13 protein-coding genes and 1 pseudogene are annotated in these 18,861 nt (G+C 62.0%); 9 read left to right on the top strand and 5 right to left on the bottom strand.

Annotated elements, in window-relative coordinates:
- Nucleotides 1-383 (bottom strand): annotated as a pseudogene (locus J7396_RS01055) (transposase); the annotation flags it as partial.
- Between the two features lie 115 nt (nt 384-498).
- Between J7396_RS01055 and J7396_RS01050 the strand changes: the two are divergent.
- Nucleotides 499-708, top strand: coding sequence for a hypothetical protein (locus J7396_RS01050; protein WP_209260833.1), 210 nt, complete (start codon nt 499-501; stop codon nt 706-708).
- A gap of 466 nt (nt 709-1,174) precedes the next feature.
- Here the strand turns inward: J7396_RS01050 and J7396_RS01040 are convergent, their stop codons facing one another.
- The 4 genes from J7396_RS01040 to J7396_RS01025 all read right to left on the bottom strand — a co-directional run bounded on the left by J7396_RS01040 (nt 1,175) and on the right by J7396_RS01025 (nt 8,685).
- On the bottom strand, nt 1,175-3,790 hold the full coding sequence (locus J7396_RS01040; protein WP_209260831.1) for a DEAD/DEAH box helicase: 2,616 nt from the start codon (nt 3,788-3,790) through the stop codon (nt 1,175-1,177).
- Nucleotides 3,787-4,623, bottom strand: coding sequence for a DUF1837 domain-containing protein (locus tag J7396_RS01035; protein WP_244669465.1), 837 nt, complete (start codon nt 4,621-4,623; stop codon nt 3,787-3,789). Before J7396_RS01035 ends, J7396_RS01040 begins: the two co-directional genes overlap by 4 nt.
- Before the next feature lie 339 nt (nt 4,624-4,962).
- Complete coding sequence (locus J7396_RS01030) at nt 4,963-5,373, bottom strand: hypothetical protein (RefSeq protein ID WP_209260829.1); 411 nt, start codon at nt 5,371-5,373, stop codon at nt 4,963-4,965.
- A gap of 156 nt (nt 5,374-5,529) precedes the next feature.
- Nucleotides 5,530-8,685 (bottom strand): TonB-dependent receptor, encoded by a 3,156-nt coding sequence (locus J7396_RS01025; protein WP_209260828.1) that lies wholly within the window; start codon nt 8,683-8,685, stop codon nt 5,530-5,532.
- Between the two features lie 807 nt (nt 8,686-9,492).
- On the opposite strand from J7396_RS01025, the gene J7396_RS01020 reads away from it, so the two are divergent.
- The 8 genes from J7396_RS01020 (at nt 9,493) to J7396_RS00985 (ending at nt 18,614) form a co-directional block, all read left to right on the top strand.
- The gene (locus J7396_RS01020) at nt 9,493-10,233 is read left to right on the top strand and encodes a flagellar motor protein (RefSeq protein WP_008576379.1); all 741 of its coding nucleotides are present in this window, start codon (nt 9,493-9,495) and stop codon (nt 10,231-10,233) included.
- Nucleotides 10,234-10,239: 6 nt separating this feature from the next.
- Nucleotides 10,240-11,214, top strand: coding sequence for a flagellar motor protein MotD (gene motD, locus J7396_RS01015; RefSeq protein WP_011347247.1), 975 nt, complete (start codon nt 10,240-10,242; stop codon nt 11,212-11,214).
- A gap of 1 nt (nt 11,215) precedes the next feature.
- Nucleotides 11,216-11,998 carry a ParA family protein gene (locus J7396_RS01010; RefSeq protein WP_011347246.1) on the top strand — a complete coding sequence of 261 codons (783 nt, stop codon included), beginning with the start codon at nt 11,216-11,218 and terminating at the stop codon, nt 11,996-11,998.
- Nucleotides 11,995-13,269: a chemotaxis protein CheW gene (locus J7396_RS01005; protein ID WP_209260827.1), complete on the top strand. Its 1,275-nt coding sequence runs from the start codon at nt 11,995-11,997 to the stop codon at nt 13,267-13,269. The genes J7396_RS01010 and J7396_RS01005 overlap by 4 nt, the downstream gene beginning before the upstream one ends.
- A gap of 102 nt (nt 13,270-13,371) precedes the next feature.
- Nucleotides 13,372-13,680: an STAS domain-containing protein gene (locus J7396_RS01000; protein WP_003489692.1), complete on the top strand. Its 309-nt coding sequence runs from the start codon at nt 13,372-13,374 to the stop codon at nt 13,678-13,680.
- On the top strand, nt 13,677-14,042 hold the full coding sequence (locus tag J7396_RS00995; RefSeq protein ID WP_002806565.1) for a response regulator: 366 nt from the start codon (nt 13,677-13,679) through the stop codon (nt 14,040-14,042). Before J7396_RS01000 ends, J7396_RS00995 begins: the two co-directional genes overlap by 4 nt.
- A 33-nt stretch (nt 14,043-14,075) precedes the next feature.
- Nucleotides 14,076-16,085 carry a chemotaxis protein CheA gene (locus J7396_RS00990; protein WP_008577777.1) on the top strand — a complete coding sequence of 670 codons (2,010 nt, stop codon included), beginning with the start codon at nt 14,076-14,078 and terminating at the stop codon, nt 16,083-16,085.
- A 243-nt stretch (nt 16,086-16,328) separates the two neighbouring features.
- On the top strand, nt 16,329-18,614 hold the full coding sequence (locus tag J7396_RS00985) for a methyl-accepting chemotaxis protein (RefSeq protein WP_209260826.1): 2,286 nt from the start codon (nt 16,329-16,331) through the stop codon (nt 18,612-18,614).
- The last annotated feature ends 247 nt before the right edge of the window (nt 18,615-18,861 follow it).

Genomic DNA, 18,861 nt, shown 5'->3' with positions numbered 1-18,861 from the left:
TGAATTGCGGGGAGTCGACAGCAGCGCACTGGCGCTCATGCCGATCACTGCCAACGCACGACGCTCGCTGGCACCACGCCCGATCCACTCGCGCACCAGCATGCGACGCGCCGGTGCGCTCACCACTTTTTTCGCAGTGCATCCTTGATCAGGTCGTTCTCGAACAGCTGCTCGGCCAGCAACTTCTTCAGCCGCGCGTTCTCGGACTCAAGGTCCTTGAGCCGCTTGGCATCGGGCACGCTCATCCCGCCGAACTTGCTGCGCCACAGATAATAGGAAGCCTCGCTGAAGCCATGCCGCCGGCACAGGTCCTTGATCGCCACACCGGCATCAGCTTCGCGCAGGAAGCCGATGATCTGTTCTTCAGAAAAACGCTTCTTCACGTCCAATCTCCTCGAGTTAGGGAATTGGACTCCAAACTGAGGTGCTACTCAAAATCGGGGGGGCGTCGGGACGGTTGTAAGTTGGTGTGCTGGTCTAATGCTTCTAGACACCCCAATGGGGATGATCCTCCCCGCAAGCCCCGCGCTAGGTAAAAACCCCAGAACCGTCGATAACGCCTTCAACCTGCAGGTAATGCAGATGATCCGAGAGCCGGAGCGTCGCGCCCATACCGTCGCGTGGCAGGCATGGGTGCGATGGCTTGGCGACGGCCAGGTTGCAGTGGAAGTGAACCTGGAACCGTTATTTCGTTCCAGAAGCGGCTGACGCAGCATGGCCAGGCCTCCTGCTCAAGAAGAAGACCTCAGTCTGACGGAAGCGACACAGCCACGCTATCAGACATCGCCGCGTGGACCTGTACGACCGGTTCGCTTAATTACCTTCGTCCTCTTTCACCTTCGACCGATTCGCTTGATTACCTCCGTCCTATTTTGCCGTTATCGACCTGTTACGCAGCTTATGTAGGAGAACTTCTCGAGCGTGCCATCGATCCTAACTATCCAGAAACACCGGCCACCGTAGCCGTCTTCCAATACCTCAAAATGATCCACTCCGGCTCCGATCTTCTGCACGCTATCTATGTGCAGGGTAATTAGCGCCCGTAGATCCACCTCGTCATCGGTTAGGACTCTATCACCCACCTTATATCTACCCAGCATCCCCTTAAAGAATTGAAGGGCATCCTTCTGTAGGACGAAGACCCTACTACCCACCTGCACAGACTTTGCGGCCATTAAACCCCCGAATTTTTCACACTATCGATGATGGATTGGACTTCCCTTACTATGATTACAGGAATTTCGGACCCTATGATCAAATTAATGTTTTCACGCATCCAGTTAATACATTCATCCTGATCCATCTGGTCATTGGCAATGACATCATTAATCTCCACCGCACTCATTCGAGATAATCCCAGCTCCATCAATGACAGCATGGTCCGCGTTGAAACACCAAACTCTAGCGCCGTCCCTATATCAATATCATCACTCAACAAATCCGCGCGATTCGCCTCTGCGAGGAAGAACTTTAGAACATCGACGTATGCCGCGATGTACTTAGGCGCCTTGAATCTGGCGATCTGCTCAACAAGCTCCATGGTCTCTCTGATGATCAAAGGCACTTTAACTTCCTTTCCCTTGCGGTTCAGGTAGTCAATTCGTTTCCTTATCATGTGCCTGAGAGAGTATCCCCTAAGCCAGTCAAGTACTACGATCGAGTGCACGGTTGTAGCAGAGGGGGGCTGAAACGCAGGGAATACGTGCTCATTGATAGCACTCATAATCGCATTGAACCTTCCGTACGCCTTGTCACTATCGGCTGGTTCAAGTAGCAGCAGCTCTTCTCTTCCCAAGAAACGCCTGAAGTACTGCAATAGCTTCTGGAGACCAAGTGCTGCGACGCCTGGGTGTCGGGAGATTAAATCTGCAGGAAGCTCAATCGCAGGAACCACCGACGCCAGGCTGCTGTTTAGTGCGAGGATATCGGCAGCGTCACGGCGCAACGCGAATGGGGCATCGAGGATTGATCCACTCCTCATATACACTTCCAGAAGATAGGATGAAACATGCTCGAGATCCGAGTTATCGAGTATCTCTCTGTCCCCTGCATCTGGCCTTGCCCTTATGTACGCGTCGAGTTCGTTAACTCTATCCATTACCGCATCCGTTTCTCGCTCAATAGGATAGCGAGATCGCTCTGGAACCCCAGAGGGCCAAGCATCAGAATCATTTGGGTCAATACAGACAATGTTCCCCTGAAATTCATTCCCCCAGCGACCGGCACGACCGGCCAGATTCCAGAAGTCAGCTGCTCCCATAGGATGACTGCGCCCCTTGCGAGGCCCTCGTACGACGATCGTGCGGCAGGATAGATTTACTCCTTCAACCAATGTGGACGTGCAGACCAAAAATCTTAGCTTTCCTATGCGGAAGAGCTTCTCAATCTCCTGACGAAGAAGAGAAGGCATGTTTCCATAGTGGAACGCCACCCCTCGCTCTACCACATTGGCAAGCTGATACTCAGGATGAACTCCCTTTCGCGCAAGATCTGCAAGATTGGCAAGTTCCGAATCGATTACAATTTCGCTTTCGATTTGCTGGAAGATGAGCATCGCGATCTTTTCAGCATCCGCAGCACCATTCGCGTACACCAGAGTCCCACCGCGACGACCGACTGCGGCCGCAATGGACGCGATCTTCTTCGATAGACTAGTAGGCCTATTCTTAAGAATGAGACTTCCAATCGGAAGCACACCGGAGGGCGTTCTTAGATCAAGCGTCCACTCCAATGGCTTGCCGGCGCACGGCGAGCACAGGATTATGTTCTGAAGAACGGTTGGGAAGTCACTATCCACGGCGACCTTCTTCGCTATGGCTGGCGCGTCTTGCAATAGAATTCCGGGATTCTGGGTCGCGGGACTGATGAAAACAGCTCGCATGGATGGATTCCCTGATGCCACGCGCTCAATCGCCGATTGAAGAATGACCCCTCTCCCACCATCTCCGATCTTATGTGCCTCGTCTACCACGAGAAGATCAATCCGCAGACCATCTCCGACTGCATTTGCCAAAAGGTGAAGCCGCTCCTGCGTAAAGATAAGAATGACCTTCTTTGCTTGCTTCAGAGGGACGGTATAGCTATCTTTGAGCGGCAACGATGCCACGTGAATTCTATTCGCAACCTCCATCTCGCTGACGATTTCAATTATTGAAGACTCGACCTCTGAGACCAACGCCCGCGTCGGTGCGATATACACGGCAACGGTCGAATCGCTTGTCAACATCCGGTCAATCAGCCATTTGCGCACCAGAAACGTCTTTCCAGACGCGGTGGGCGCGGAAGCCGATAGCCAGGACGTCTCCTCTGATGACGCCCCGCTCCAGAAGTCGCGCTGGAAGTCATTAACTGGCAACCACTTCCCCGTGAACCTTTCGAGGACTGTTGTCTCCATCTGCCTACGAAATGCTTCGAGCCGACTTGTAATTCCTAGACGGCCATCCAGTCTTGGGCTGATGAGCGCACGCTCTTCAGCGAGGGTGACCGCGCGATGATTTGATAGTTTCTCAAGCAAGATCGCACCCGCGTCCCGCCAAGTTTTTCGTTCTGGGAGCAACACAGCTGCTGTCGCGATCTTCAACGCTGTCTCTTCATGGCTCCGAATCCTTGACCGAGCGAGTATGCTCCCGGCCAAGAGTAAACGCTGCCAGTCGATAGGCTGGTAATCAGCCGAAGATTCCTTACTGGGGGCAAGTTCAAATTCCATCTCGACCATCTTCCGAGAGATGAGAGCAATTTCATCCCGGACCCCATCCTCCACCAGCCAGTCCTGCAGTTCCGTTGCACTCATTTTGTGATCCCCAATGCGCGCAAGAATTCCCGTCTGAATTTGCTCACGTTGGGCACTGGTACACACAGAAGCTCTATCTCAAACTTCTCTATTTTTCTTTTTTCCACATGTTTCTTGGCCTGGATGAGCCAATCCTGGATGTCTAATTTTGCTTGCGCAGCGAGCTCTTCCGCAATAGCGCTGCCGTTTGCCTCCGGGTACATCGCCGAGTCGAACCCGACGAGCCCTATTCCGCAATAACGTACTCGGTTAGACATAGTTGAGTTTTTGTCGAAGTATCGTTTGAACGCGGAAGTTAGTTCAGAATTACTGAGATCTGCTTTGTCGCTGAGAAGCACAAGATCTCTCTCTCGCTCCGCCTCTTCGCTCTCCTCTTGTGAAAGGAATGGGGCGAGTGAGCGGAGGCATGCAGAAATTGCTGAACTAGGCGTGGCATAGACTTTGGACTCTCCCCAGTAGAGCTTGAGGACACCATCATCAGTAACCCCTGCGTACACACCGTCCGCACCGTGGTAGTGCATCTTCGAATCGGTCTTTAGATCCATCTTGCACAGCACTTGCGGAATTTTAAGGTAATGCTGGGCGAGGACGTAGAGAAGCATCTCCCCACCCTCGCCACTATTATTCAAATCGGTAAATAGACTGCGAGCCTCAAAAAGAAGCGAATTCATAGCCGCAGAACTTTTGAATTCAGCGTCCCGCTTTCGCGCTGCCTCGATCTTAGTCCGCGGAATTGCGTAGTCCGTTAATACAAGACGAAGATACTCAACAAGTCGCGACACCTTGACCCGCCCGTTCGCATCAACCGAGAGGCAATGACAGCTCAAGCGCATCTCAGATCCTGCGATTGGTATCGACTTCTCTACCAGTGTCAAGTGCACATCCAGCTGATTCGCATCCCCAGATAGAATTGCCTCAAGGTCGCTTGATTTTAGTTCCGTCACTGGAAATCCCATAAATCCGTTAAGAACAGCCTAGCGCTATAAAACGCACGTGAAAAGGCCAACCCCGCGACCCTATTCCGTCAATTCTTTGACGCTACAGGTCGGAAGATCATGCAGTGGCTATGAACCGGCTCTTCTCAAAGCATATGGGTAGGCGGGAAAGGCGGTTTCAACCAAAGAACGGTTCCAGGTGCACTTCTTCCACAGACGCATACCCCGGCAAGACCCTTAATTATAATCGGCCAGGCATTTATCTAGTGCCTCAGTGGCGTCCTTTGCGTCACGAATGGCACCATGAAAAATCTGGGCCGCAGCATAGCGATAGTGCCGTGTCTGATCAGCCGGCTTATCGCCATCCATCGAAATTGCGGCCATGACTAGTACGCCGTCACTTATCCGCATCTCCACTGCGTGCCTCAAAGCATGGCCCAGCTCAGAGCAAATCTTTGTGCTCTTCTTTTCCCATGCACCGGGCGCAACAACAAGTCCTGCAATGCGCTTCTGGAGCCCGCCTGACGCCTGCTCAGCGGCCTGCTCGTAGGCGTCCATATTTTTGGCTACACCGTCGTAGTCGATCTTGCCTTGGCCGTGTGCTGAAAGTGCAGCCAGGAACAAGAGAACCCCTGCAAATCCCTTCATGTGCTTCGCCTTCCGTAGGAAGCCGAAAGCATATCTCAAGGGCTCCCTGCTTCGAAATAACAGCTCCAGGTTCACTTCCACTGCAGCCTGGCGTCGCCGAACCGTCGCACCCATACCCTCCGCCACGCGGCAGGCATGAGCGCAACACGTTAGGACCTAGAACTTGTATGTCAGCCCCAGGTACGCCAGCCGCCCGGCATAGCCGCCGGTGTAGAACCGCGCCCGGGTGTCCTCGCCCAGGTGCTGGCGCGACTCCTGCTTGGTCAGGTTCAGCACCGAGGCGGTGAGGCTGAGCGCGGGGGTGATGTTGTAGGCCGCGTTGACATCGATCTGGTAGTACGGCTCCTCAAAGACGTTCAGGCCATTGACCAGGCCTTGCACCAGTTCGCCGCGACGGTTGTACGAGGCACGCAGCAGCAGGCTGTCGGTCTCGTAGAACACGGTGAGGTTGGTCTGGTTCCTGGCGCTGCCCGGCATGGATGTCTTGCCGGCCTCGGTACCGTCTTCCAGCCGCACCGCCGCCTTGCTGGCATCGTTATAGGTGTAGTTGAACTGCACGCCGAGGCCGAACGGCAGCGTGTGCTGCGCGTAGAGCTCCACACCCTGCGAGACCGCGTCCTGGCCGCCGGCCTGGGTGCTGTAGTTCTGCACGGTGACCGGCTGCCCGTCGACCATCATGTTCACGTCGCTGATCACGTCGACCGCAAAGTTCTCCACGTTCTTGCGGAACAGTCCCACACCCGCCACCGAACCCGGGTGGAAATACCATTCCAGCCCCAGGTCGAACTGGTTGGCCTTGTACGGCTCCAGGTTCTTGTTGCTGCCCGAGCCGTACCAGCCCTGCTCGCTGGCACCGCCGGTCAGGCGCCGGTCGGCCACGTACTCGGGGCTGTAGAACTCCAGGCTGCCGGGCGCTGCGATGTCGTTGTAGCTGGGGCGTGCGATCACTTTCGAGGCTGCCGCGCGCAGCAACAGGTTCTCGGTCAGGTCGTAGGCCAGGTTGAAACTCGGCAGCACGTCGGTGTAGTTGCGGTCCAGCCCGCTGACCACGAACGACTCGGTGCGTTGCACGCTGTCGGCCAAGCGCCAATAGCCTTCGGTGCCGCAATAGGTGTCGGCCGGCGCGCCGCCGGGCGTGGCGGCGCCCTGCTGGCAGGCCAGCGGATTGCCGTCGGCGCCGTCGAAGAAATAGTCGTTGTAGGCAGTCACCTTGTCGGTGGAAGCGGCACGCTGGCCGGTGCGCGCCACCCGCACGCCGACGTTGCCACGCAGCCGCTCGGTGTGGAAGTTGAGTTGCAGGTAGCTGGAGTAGATCTCCTCGTCGACGTTGTAGACGAAGTTGTCTTCGTTGCGGGTCTGCATCGCGCCGTAGGTCTGGTTCAAGTAGCCGATGTAGCCCGGGAAGTTGATCGCCGGGAACGCGCTGGCGTTGACGCCACCGGCCAGGTTGTCCTGCGCGAACAGCAGGCCCGGCGAGAACTGGGTGGCGATGGCATTGCAGCGCCCGTTCCAGTAGCGGTTGTCGTAGTCGCCCGGGTCGGTGCCTGGGCACACCCAGTAGTTGTTGCCGGTATTGCGGTGGATGCCGCCGTCGCGACGCTTGAGGCCAAACTGCAGCGAGTCGACGACCTCGCCATCGAAATGCCAGGTGGTATCGATCTGCGCGTACTGCTGCTGATTGGTGTTGCGGGTCCAGGACGAGCCGGTCGAGCCCAGGTCGACCTGCAGGATGCCGTCGCGCAGGTTTTGCATCAGCTCCGGCGAGAAGGTCATGCTTGGGGTGCCGGTCAGGTCCCAGGCGCTGGCGAAATTGCCGTTGCTCCAGCTGCCGTCGGCGTTCTGCAGGCGCGGCTTGATCGGTAAGGAAAACTGCAGCTCCGGCCCGCCCTTGGCCCAGGTGCGGCCAACCTTGAACGCCACGTCCACCTGCTCGCCACGCCATTCGCCGCCCAGGTCCACCGTCTGCGACTGCGATTTCTCGATGTTGTAGCTGCCGGTGATCTGCGGCGTCGGCACCGTGCAGTCGTCCGAGCCCCAGCCGCCCGGCGGCAGGCCGGCCGCGGCGGCCTGCGCCTCGCTGCAGTAGTAGGTCTTGCCCGGACGCAGGCTGTAGGCGGCGCCAGTGACAATCGTGCCGCTGGGATCGAACTGCAGCCCGTCGAGCAGGCGCCCGCCGCGCCAGTTGCCGTCGCCGTAATAGCGGGCAATGTTCCACTCGGGAATCTTGATGGTATTGGTCTGCGAATTCTGCGACAGGTCAAAGCGGAAGTAGTTCGCGGTCAGGGTCAGGTCGTCGGTGGGCTTGAACTGCAGGGTCAGTTGCCCGCCCTTGCGCTCGCGCTCCTCGCGCTTGGCGTCCAGGCTGACCGCCGTCGGCATCATGAAACCGGTGGAGTAATTGCCGTCCTGGTTCCAGAAACCGGTGCCGCCCCACCAGTTGGCGTTGAAGTCCGACGGATTTCCATTCACGTCGACCGCCGGGCCGACTTCGTCGCGGCCGTACCACTGCCAACTCTCGGTACTGGCATCGAGCGTGCGTGCGGTGCGCTTTTGCTGCGTGTAGCCAACGAAGACACCGAAGCGGTTGTCCTTGTCGTGCCAGGAGTACGAACCGGAGAACTGGCCGTCCGTCTTCTTGCTGGTATCGGACCAGGTGCCCTCGGCGGAAACGAAGCCGGAATTTGGCTCCAGTTCCAGCGGGCGCCGCGTCTGCAGGATCACCGTGCCGCCGATGCCGCCTTCGTCGATGCGCGCTTCCGAGGTCTTGTACAGCTCCGCGCTGCCCAGCAGGTTCGACGGCAGCAGCGTGTAGTTGAACGAGCGCGTGGGGTCGCCGTTGGATTCGGCGGTGGCGATGTAGTTGCCGTTCAATTCGGTCAGCACCAGCTCCGAGGACAAACCGCGCACGCTGACGTTCTTCCCCTCGCCACCGTCGCGGCTGATCACCACGCCGGGCACGCGCTGCAGCGCATCGGCCACGTTCTTGTCAGGGAACTTGCCCACGTCCTCGGCGGTGATGACATCGACCACGGCGTTGGCGTTGCGCTTTTGCTCCAGACTTTTTTCGATCGCGTAGCGGTAGCCGGTCACCGTCACTGCGTCCAGGTCCGTGGCCTGCATCGCGGCCTGGCCCGTGGGCGCCGGCGTGCCGTCGGCCTGCTGGGCGGAGACAGTGGTGGAGGCGGCGCTCGCGAACAAGGCGATGGCGATACCGGCGTACAGCGTGCTGCGGTTGCGTGCGAATGGCGTGCAGTTCATTTCGGTCGTGCTCTCCCAATGGTGATCGGCCTCGGCGGCTTTGTATCGATCCAACGACCGAAAAAAACGCCACGCGAAGTAACGCAAAAACATCCGGCACCGTTGCGGCGCCCGGTTTTCCTGGTCTTCTCCCCTCTTCTGCGCGGATGCGATTAGATCGTTCTAATGCCGTGCAAACTAAGTAGCACAGCCCATGCGCCAACGCATTCTGCCGCGCAGCAGGCCGGCGGCCTTGCAAGCGCCACGATTGCGGCCGGGCTCGCCACGCTTGCACGCGACACGCTACAGCTTGCCTGCTGCAGCAACCGCTCGATCGCGGCCCGCAAGCGCCCTCGCCCGCAACCAGGCGCAAGCGGCTTACCGAGGCGCCTGCGCGCGTTCCATCACTCACCGAGCTCAGCAAGAAGCTGGGTCGACCTGCGTGTCGGCACCTCTTGCCCATGGCCACAGCACGTCGCTTGCCGGCTATCGCCATTACAGGGACGTGCGGTGATGGCGAGTTATCAAAAATGTTGCAGAGTCGAAGAGACGGTTCCCGGCCGCGCTCGCGCCCCTCACCGAAGCCGGGGACCGAAAGCTGCGCCTGGACGTACCCTCACCCCAACCCCTCTCCCGGCGGGAGAGGGGCTTTAGTGCCGCGTCGGTCGTGTCTTCCTGTGTCCGCCTCGGTAACGCATGGGCTGACCTGCGGCACCACTGAGTTCATCGCAACCTTCTACGACCGGGGAACCGGTCCCCGCCCGCGCGATTGCCCGCAACGACGTCGGCAATTCGCAGACCCATCCCCCAGAACGACAACTTTCTGGCGCGCCAACCGGGCGCATCTATCAAGTCCGCCGGGCCTGGGCCGATACCGCATGCATGGACAGACTCAGCGTAATCGGACTGGTGCTGGCGATCGTGGCGATCGTGGGCGGCAGCGTGTTGAAAGGTGCCGGCATTTCGTCGCTGTGGTCGCCGGCTGCCTTCGTGATCGTCATCGTCGGCACGGTGGCGGCGATCCTGCTGCATACCTCGCCGGCGGTTTTCCGGCGCGCGTTCAAGATCCTGCGCTGGGTGATCCAGCCGCCGGCCAGCGATCGCCCGCAGTTGGTGGCGCGTATCGTCGAGTGGAGCAATATCGCCCGTCGCCAGGGCCTGCTGGGCCTGGAAGACCAGTTGCCGCGTCAGGACGATGCCTTCCTGCGCAAAGGCCTGCAGATGCTGGTCGATGGCGTGGAGCCCGAATCCATGCGCCACATGCTGGAAATCGAAGTGGACAACCAGGAGCGTCAGGATCTTGCCGCGGCCAAGGTATTCGAGGGCATGGGCATCTATGCGCCCACCCTGGGCATCATCGGCGCGGTACTGGGCCTGATGGCGGTGATGAAGAACCTGGCCGACCCGGCCATGCTCGGGCATGGCATCGCGGCAGCCTTCACCGCCACCATCTATGGCATCGCCTCGGCCAACCTGCTGTTCCTGCCGGTCGCCGCCAAGCTCAAGAGCGTGATCCATTGCAGCACCAATGAGCGCGAAATGGCGATCGAAGGCCTGATCGCCATCGCCCAGGGCGAGAACCCGCGCAACATCGAATCGAAATTGGCAGGCTACTTGCATTAGCGCGTTATGGCCCGTCGTCGCAAACACCACGAAGAACATGGCAACCACGAAGCGTGGGCGATTCCGTATGCCGATCTGATGACGCTGCTGCTGGCGTTCTTCGTGGTGATGTACGCCATCTCTTCGCTCAACGAAGGCAAATACAAGGTCATGGCGCAAGCGCTGACCAGCGCCTTTGGTGGCTCGTCGAACAAGGCCAGCCCGGTGCAGCTGGGCAAGACCCAGACCCTGGGCGCCGATTACGACCGCCCATCCGTGATCAAGGCCGGCGCGCCGATGGCGGCCTCCAATGGCCCGACCGACCCCACCCTGCTGCCGTCGATGGCCGCGCAGATGCGCATGCCGGTATCGCTGCGCAACCAGGCGCAACTGGCGCGCGCACAGCGGCAGATGGATGCAGTGGAGCAACAGCTGAGCAAGACGCTGGCCCCGCTGATCGACAAGCAACTGATCACCATCCGCCGCAACGATCTGTGGATCGAGGTGGAGATCAACAGCGACATCCTGTTCGGCACCGGCTCGGCCACCCTGGCCGGCGGCGCCCGCGGGACGTTGTCCACGCTGGCCTCGGTGCTGCGCGATGCGCCCAATGGCGTGCGCGTGGAGGGCTATACCGATAACCAGCCCATCGCCACCGCGCAATTCCCCTCCAACTGGGAGCTGTCTGCGGCGCGTGCGGCAAGCGTGGTGCACCTGTTCGCCGACGACGGCATCGCCCCGCAACGATTGGCGATGGTGGGCTATGGAGAATTCCGCGCACGTGCCGATAACAGCACTGAGGCGGGACGGAATGCGAACCGGCGTGTGGTGTTGATCATCCTCGCTGACTCGGCTGGCTCACTCGCACCCGATCCGCCATCGCAATTAAATGCGACCGCCGCCGGGGCGCCCAAGCTTCCCAAGTCTGACGGCGGCCAAACGGCCGTCACCACCGAAAGCGGCACAAGTTCCGTCCCCGCCGTAATTCAAGGAGTGCAGTGACATGCGTATCTGGGCAATCGCCAACCAAAAGGGCGGCGTCGGCAAGACCACCACGACGCTGGCATTGGGTCGCGGCCTGGCCGCGCTCGGCCACCGCGTCTTGTTGATCGACCTCGATCCGCACTCCTCGCTCACCCGCGCCTTCGGCGTGGCGATCGACCCGCCGCCGCGCGGGGTGCTGGACCTGTTCGGCACTCCGCCAAGCGACCTGGCCAGCCTGGCGCATGAAAGCAGCATTCCGGGCCTGTCGTATGTGTGCGCGCAAGCCGCATTGGCCACGCTGGAACGCCGCAGCGCCAACCAGCCCGGCCTGGGCCTGGCGCTGCAGAACGCCATGACCCGGCATGCCGGCCAGCACGACTACATCCTGCTGGACTGCCCGCCAACCCTGGGCCTGCTGATGATCAACGCACTGGCCGCCTGCGACCGCGTGGTGGTGCCGACCCAGGCCGAGCCGCTTGCCCTGCATGGCCTGGCCAGCATGGTGCGCACCGCCGACATGGTGCAGCGCTCGCGCCGGCGCGAGCTGCCGGTGTCGATCCTGCCTACGCTGTTCGACCGCCGCACCCGCGCCGGCACCGAAACGCTGAAGGAAATGCAGGCCACCTACGGCCCGGTCGTCTGGGAAGACGCGGTGCCGGTGGACACCCGAATCTGCAACGCCGCCGCCCTGACCGTGCCCGCCGTTGGCGGCGACTATCCGGGCCGCGGCCTGTCCGCGTATCGCCGCGCGCTGGAATGGGTGCTGGCCGATGACGCGATGCGTATGGAGCAAGCCGCATGAGCAACCCCACCGCCAACGGTGAATTGGACGATTATCTGGAAGGCCTGCTGCACGATGCGGGCGTGGAGAGCGTTGCCCCACCTGCGGCCACCGCAGCCACGGTCGAAACGCCGGCACTTGCGCATGCAGATCTTGCGCTGGCCGAGCCGCCGGTCGAGACGGCCGCACTTCCCGAAGCCGCTACCGTCTCCGAAGCTGCCACCTCCAACGCGATTGCCGCAGCGCGCAGCGCCGATGCGATCGCCGCCGATTTCCTGGCAGAAATGGACGCCGACCCGGCGTTCGCACCGCCGGTCAAGGCCGCGCCCAGCGCTGCCGACATTGCCGCCGACTTCCTGGCCGAAATGGACGCCGACCCGGCCTTCGCACCGCCGGTCAAGGCCACGCCCAGCGCCGCGGACATCGCCGCCGACTTCCTGGCCGAAATGGACGCCGACCCGGCCTTCGCCCCGCCGGTCAACGCCGCACCCAGCGCCGCCGACATCGCTGCCGACTTCCTGGCCGAAATGGACGCCGACCCGGCCTTCGCCCCGCCGGTCAAGGCCGCGCCCAGCGCCGCCGACATCGCCGCCGACTTCCTGGCCGAAATGGATGCCGATCCGGCGTTCGGAACCGCGCCCACTGCAGTGGACCTGATCACCGCCGATCTGCTGGCAGAAATGGATGCCGACCCGGCCTTCGGGCTGGAGGCCGCACCGGTCGCGGTGCCTGCACCCGCCCCGGCACCGGCGCCCGCCCCGGCCCCCCGTGCGGCACCGGCGCCGGCACGCGCGCCGGCACCGACCGGGCTGCAGGCACTGCTGGCACCCGGCCAGGCCGACAAGATTCACGCCGAACGCCGCGCCAGCGAACGCAGCACCCGCTGGCTGCGTCTGCGCTGCGGCGAGCAGACCTATGCGCTGGAATTGCTCAAGGTGCAGGAAGTGGTGCTGCCGGTGCCGCTGCTGCCGCTGCGCGGCACGCCCAGCGCCATGCTGGGCATCATGAACCTGCGGGGCCAGGTGGTCCCGGTGATCGATCTGGGCATCCACCTGGGCTCTTCGCCGGTGGACATGGACCTGCAGACCCGCGTGGTGGTGCTGGAAGAAAACGGCGAAACCATGGGCCTGCGCGTGTCGGCCGTGGAAGACGTCACCAGCCTCACCGATCAGCAGATCGAGCCGCCGGACAACGCCCGGCTGTGCCGCATCTACAACAACCTGTTCCGCGGTGTCGCACGTCTGGGCCATCAGCCGATGATCCTGCTCGATGCCACCCATCTGCTGCATTGATGCGCGCCTAGCTTGCTCGCACCTGCACGCACAACGATTCACCGTTAAAGCTTTTCCGCCCCCCGCCGTTAGTACGCATAGAACCATCCGTTCGGAGCAACAATGAGCACAGTGACATTGGGTGAGGATCTCGGCATCGAGACCAGCGCCGACCTCAAGCAAAAGCTTGCCGGATTCCTCACCCAGGACGGCGACCTGGTGCTTGATGCCGGTGAAGTCCGACGCATCCACACCGCCAGCGTGCAGTTGCTCTGCGCCTTTGTGCAGAGCCGCCGCCAGGCCGGCCTGCACACCGAATTCGATGGCTGCAACGACACTTTTAGGGATGCAGCGCGTCTGCTCGGCGTCACCGACGCGCTCGGACTCCCCGCATCCAATGACAACCTGAAATCTGTGGAGAACGCCGCATGAGCGCACGTATCTTGGTGGTGGACGATTCGGCGTCGATGCGCCAGATGGTCTCTTTCGCCCTCACCTCTGCCGGCTTTGCCGTCGAAGAAGCCGAAGACGGCGCCGTTGCGCTGGGCCGCGCGAAGGGCCAGCGCTTCAATGCGGTGGTCACCGACGTGAACATGCCCAACATGGACGGCATCTCGCTGATCCGCGAGCTGCGCCAGCTGCCGGACTACAAGTTCACCCCGATGCTCATGCTCACCACCGAGTCGGCGGCCGACAAGAAATCCGAAGGCAAGGCAGCCGGCGCCACCGGTTGGCTGGTCAAGCCGTTCAACCCAGAACAGCTGATCGCCACCGTGCAGAAAGTTCTCGGTTAAACCCTCCTCGCTTCAGCTTCGGATTTCACGCCCATGAGCATGGACCTGCAACGTTTCCACGCCACCTTTTTCGAGGAAAGCCGTGAAGGGCTCGACGCGATGGAGGCCGGGCTGCTGTCGCTTGAAGAAGGCAACCGCGACCCGGAAATCATCAACTCGGTGTTCCGCGCCGCGCACTCGATCAAGGGCGGCGCTGCCACCTTCGGTTTCGACGCCGTCGCAGGGCTGACCCACGTGCTGGAGACGCTGCTGGACGAGCTGCGCTCCAACAAGCGCCAGCTCGAACCCAATGCGGTCGATGCCATGCTTGGCTCGGTCGATGTGCTGCGCGCCCTGTTGCGCGAAGCCGAACACGGCACCCCGGCCGATCCGGCTGCGGTCAAGGCCGTGCACACCCGGTTGAATGCCGTGCTCGCTGGCGAAGCGCCGGCCGCCGCGGCGGTCGCCAAGCCCAAGGAAGAAGAACCCGAAGCCTGGCACATCGGTTTCACGCCGGCGCCGTCGCTGTTCATGAGCGGCAACGACCCGCTGCGCATCATCCGCGAGCTCGAACACCTGGGCCCGCTGCAGATCGCCGCGCGTCTGGAGCGCATGCCGGGTTTTGAAAACATCGATCCGCTGGAAGCGTATCTGGCGTGGGACCTGGGCCTGATCGGCAAGATTCCGCGCAGCAAGATCGAAGACACCTTCGCCTGGGTGGTGGACGACTGCGAACTGGACATCCGCCCGATGGCCGTGCCCGGCCCGCCGCCGAGCCTGGCCGTGGACGCTCCGGCGGCCGCACCGGTTGCAGCCGTTGCCGCTGCACCGGGCGCCGCTGCCGAACCTGCTGCCGCCGCGGCGACACCGGCCAAGGCCGCCGCTGCCGAAGCCGAAAGCTCGATCCGCGTCAGCGTCGACAAGGTCGATGCATTGATCAATCTGGTCGGCGAACTGGTGATCACCCAGGCCATGCTCAAGCAGGTCTCCACCGGCCTGGACCCGGCGCATGCCGAACAGCTGTTCGCCGGCCTGGATCTGCTCGAGCGCAATACCCGCGATCTGCAGGAAGCGGTCATCGGCGTGCGCATGCTGCCGGTGGATGCGGTGTTCCGCCGCTTCCCGCGCCTGGTACGCGACCTCTCCAGCCGCCTCGGCAAGCAAGTGCGCCTGCGCACCATTGGCGAAAGCACCGAGCTGGACAAGGGCCTGATCGAAAAGATCGCCGATCCGTTGGTGCACCTGGTGCGCAACTCGATCGACCACGGCCTGGAAATGCCCGATGCGCGCCGCGCCTCCGGCAAGGACGAAACCGGCACGATTACCCTGGCGGCATCGCACCAGGGCGGCCACATCGTGATCGAAGTCAGCGACGACGGCCGTGGCCTCAATCGCGCCAAGATCCTGGAAAAAGCGGCCGAACGCGGCATCGCCGTGCCGGACAACCCGACCGATGCGCAGGTGTGGGACTTGATCTTCGCACCGGGCTTCTCCACCGCCGATGCGGTGACCGACCTGTCCGGTCGTGGCGTGGGCATGGACGTGGTCCGCCGCAACATCCAGGGCCTGGGTGGCGAAGTGCAGCTGGAAAGCAACGCCGGCAGCGGTACCCGCGTGTTGATCCGTCTGCCGCTGACCCTGGCCATTCTGGACGGCATGACCGTTTCGGTCGCCGGCGAAACCCTGATCCTGCCGCTGTCCTACGTGCTCGAAGCCCTGCAGCCGGCACCGGAAGACGTCCGCGCGATGGCCGGCGACGGTCGGGTACTGCGGGTGCGTGGCGAATATCTGCCGATCCTCTCGCTCACCAATTACTACGGCTTCGGCGGGCAACAGTCCTCCAAGGAATCGCTGGTGGTGGTGGTCGAAGGCGACGGCCAGAAGATCGCGCTGGAAGTGGACGAATTGCTTGGCCAGCAGCAGGTGGTGGTCAAGAACATCGAGAACAATTACCGGCGGATTCCGGGCGTTTCCGGCGCCACCATCCTCGGCGATGGGCGGGTCTCGCTGATCGTGGACATCGGTGGCCTGGTGCGCTCGCTCAAGGTACCGCAAGCCGCGTAATGCACTCGCCGCGGCCTGGATGCCGCGGCGCAAGGCTCCACCACGCCATCGATGCACGATGGGTGCTGGAGCGATCGCCGGCAGTATGGGGACTGCCGGCATCAGCAACACCCGTCCGGCCCGACACGACCGGCGGAGATTCTGGCCCTTTGTCCGGATCTTTCGACGCTGCCATCGTCATTCGCCCAACCACTGACGGGCGCCCACGAGGCCAGTCGTTCTCTGCAATACGAGAAGACCGCTATGAACTGGTTCCGCAATCTTGCCGTTGCCCGCAAGTTGGCCGTGGCGTTTTCCTTTACCGCGTTGATCACCTTGAGCCTGGGCGGGTTTGCGCTCGTGCGCATGCAGTCCAGCGCACATCTGTTGCGCGAGATCGGCACCGTGTGGGCACCGGCTGTGCAGCAACTGAGCGAAATGCGCGCATTGCTCGGCGAATTCCGCACCTACGAACTTGCCCAGCTGGCACACGCCGACGATCCGAAGGCGGTGCAGAATTATTTCGAACGCATGGACAAGGCGCGCGCCGACGTCGCGACGGCGCAGGACGCCTACGCCAAGACCACCACGGCCGGCAGAGAGACCGAGTTGTACGACGAGGTCAAACTGAAACTGGACGCGTACTACAAGGCCAACGCCGCACTCAGCGCCGCGGTGCGTGCCGGCGATCTGGTCACTGCCAATCGCGTTTCCGATGAGCAATCGCGCCCGGCGCGGCGCGACCTGTTCGCGAAATTGGTGGAGCTGACCAAGTTCAACGTCGCCCACATGGACAGCGAGATCGCGCAGGCCGAGGCGACCTATCAACGCTCGGTGCAGGTCATGCTCGCGGCGATGGTGCTGGTCGTGCTGCTGGCTGCATTTGCCGGTTGGTTCATCGCCCGCAGCATCGCCGGCCCGCTCGCTCGCGCCACGCGGGTGGCCAGTGCCATCGCACAGGGCAAACTGGATAACGCCATCCACGTCGACAGCCGCGACGAAGCCGGGCAACTGCTACACAGCATGGAAGGCATGCAGCGGCAATTGCAGGCCGTGCTCGCAGCGCAGTCGGAAATGGCCAAGCGCCACGAAGCCGGCCAGATCAGCTACCGCATGGAACACGATGCGTTTCCAGGCGACTACGGCACCATGGTGCGCGACACCAACAGCCTGGTCGGCTCGCATATCGCGGTCAAGATGAAACTCGCGCAGATCATGTCGTGCTACGCCATCGGCGACTTCAGCCAGGACATGGACCGCCTGCCCGGCGAGAAGGCCGTGCTCAGTTCCACCATGGATACCGTCAAGGCCAACCTGTCGGCGATGAACGGCGAGATCAAGCTGCTGGCGCAGGCCGCTGCCAACGGCGACTTCAGCGTGCGCGGCGACACCGCACGTTTTCAGTACGATTTCCAGGCGATGGTGGAGAGCCTCAACCAGTTGATGGCGACCGCCGATGCCAACCTGAGCGCGCTGTCGAAGCTGTTGCAGTCCATTGCCGCGGGCGATCTCACCGAGCGCATGCAAGGCCAGTTCAATGGCGTGTTCGCCCGGATGCGCGACGATGCCAATACCACCACCGCGCAACTTGCCGATATCGTTGGGCGCATCCAGCACGCCACCTTGTCGATCAATACCGCGGCCAGCGAGATTGCCGCCGGCAACAACGATCTGTCGCAGCGCACCGAGCAGCAGGCGGCCAACCTTGAAGAAACCGCTGCCTCGATGGAGGAACTCACCTCCACCGTGCGCCAGAACGCCGAGCATGCGCGCCAGGCCAACCAGCTCGCCATCGGTGCGGCCACGGTGGCCTCGCAAGGCGGCAGCGTAGTGGCGCAGGTGGTGACCACCATGTCCGGCATCGAAGTGTCCTCGAAGAAGATCGCCGACATCATCAGCGTGATCGACGGCATCGCCTTCCAGACCAATATCCTGGCCTTGAATGCCGCCGTGGAAGCAGCGCGTGCCGGCGAGCAGGGCCGTGGTTTTGCCGTGGTCGCCTCGGAAGTGCGCACGCTGGCGCAGCGTTCGGCCGGCGCGGCCAAGGAGATCAAGCACCTCATCGACGACTCGGTGAGCAAGGTCGCCGAAGGCTCCGTCCTGGTGGACCAGGCCGGCAAGACCATGGCCGACATCGTCGCCAGCGTGCAGCGCGTCACCGACATCATGGGCGAGATTTCTGCCGCCTCGCAGGAACAGTCGGCCGGGATCGAGCAGGTCAACCTCACCGTGACGCAGATGGACGAAGCCACCCAGCAGAACGCAGCGCTGGTGGAAGAAGCCACGGCCGCGGCGCGTGCGATGGAAGAGCAGGCCGGTCAGCTGTCCGATGCGGTGTCGATCTTCAAGGTGCAGCAGGTCGCTGCCGTGGCCACTGCAGCCAAGCGCCCTGCTCCGCCGCGCCTGGCCGCCGCCAAGCCAGGCGCTGCCAGATCGGCCACGACCAAGCGCGCCCCTGCATCGGCCGGTGTCGCGGCCACGGCCACAGCAACGCCACGCCCGGTGATTGCCGCAGCCGCCAACGGCGAGTCGAGTTGGCAGGAGTTCTGAGCGCCACCTCTGCGTGGAGCAGGCGACGAGGCGACCAAGCATGAGCAAGCCCCGGCAGCGATGTCGGGGCTTTTTTTTTGGCGCGTGCGGGTTGTAGCAACGCTCACGCGCACGCATCCCAACATCCATTACAGCAGCAGATTCTCGCAGCCGCCACGCCTGCGCGATGCATCGCTTGGCCATGCCTCGCGCTGGCCCCACCGAGCACCATGAACGCCAGCATGCTGCAATGCAACATGCGACTTCA

The sequence above is a fragment of the Xanthomonas sp. A1809 genome (genome assembly GCF_017746015.1).
In the GTDB taxonomy this organism is placed as follows: Bacteria; Pseudomonadota; Gammaproteobacteria; order Xanthomonadales; family Xanthomonadaceae; genus Xanthomonas; species Xanthomonas euvesicatoria.
This window is presented reverse-complemented; position numbering and strand designations above follow the sequence as displayed.

Bases quoted from the DNA above. Each gene is read 5' to 3' on its own strand.
- J7396_RS01050 (WP_209260833.1), top strand. From the start codon at position 499: ATGGGGATGATCCTCCCCGCAAGCCCCGCGCTAGGTAAAAACCCCAGA.
- motD (WP_011347247.1), top strand. From the start codon at position 10,240: ATGGCCCGTCGTCGCAAACACCACGAAGAACATGGCAACCACGAAGCG.
- J7396_RS00990 (WP_008577777.1), top strand. From the start codon at position 14,076: ATGAGCATGGACCTGCAACGTTTCCACGCCACCTTTTTCGAGGAAAGC.
- J7396_RS00995 (WP_002806565.1), top strand. From the start codon at position 13,677: ATGAGCGCACGTATCTTGGTGGTGGACGATTCGGCGTCGATGCGCCAG.
- J7396_RS01040 (WP_209260831.1), bottom strand. From the start codon at position 3,790: ATGAGTGCAACGGAACTGCAGGACTGGCTGGTGGAGGATGGGGTCCGG.
- J7396_RS01005 (WP_209260827.1), top strand. From the start codon at position 11,995: ATGAGCAACCCCACCGCCAACGGTGAATTGGACGATTATCTGGAAGGC.
- J7396_RS01020 (WP_008576379.1), top strand. From the start codon at position 9,493: ATGGACAGACTCAGCGTAATCGGACTGGTGCTGGCGATCGTGGCGATC.
- J7396_RS00985 (WP_209260826.1), top strand. From the start codon at position 16,329: ATGAACTGGTTCCGCAATCTTGCCGTTGCCCGCAAGTTGGCCGTGGCG.
- J7396_RS01000 (WP_003489692.1), top strand. From the start codon at position 13,372: ATGAGCACAGTGACATTGGGTGAGGATCTCGGCATCGAGACCAGCGCC.
- J7396_RS01010 (WP_011347246.1), top strand. From the start codon at position 11,216: ATGCGTATCTGGGCAATCGCCAACCAAAAGGGCGGCGTCGGCAAGACC.
- J7396_RS01030 (WP_209260829.1), bottom strand. From the start codon at position 5,373: ATGAAGGGATTTGCAGGGGTTCTCTTGTTCCTGGCTGCACTTTCAGCA.
- J7396_RS01035 (WP_244669465.1), bottom strand. From the start codon at position 4,623: ATGCGCTTGAGCTGTCATTGCCTCTCGGTTGATGCGAACGGGCGGGTC.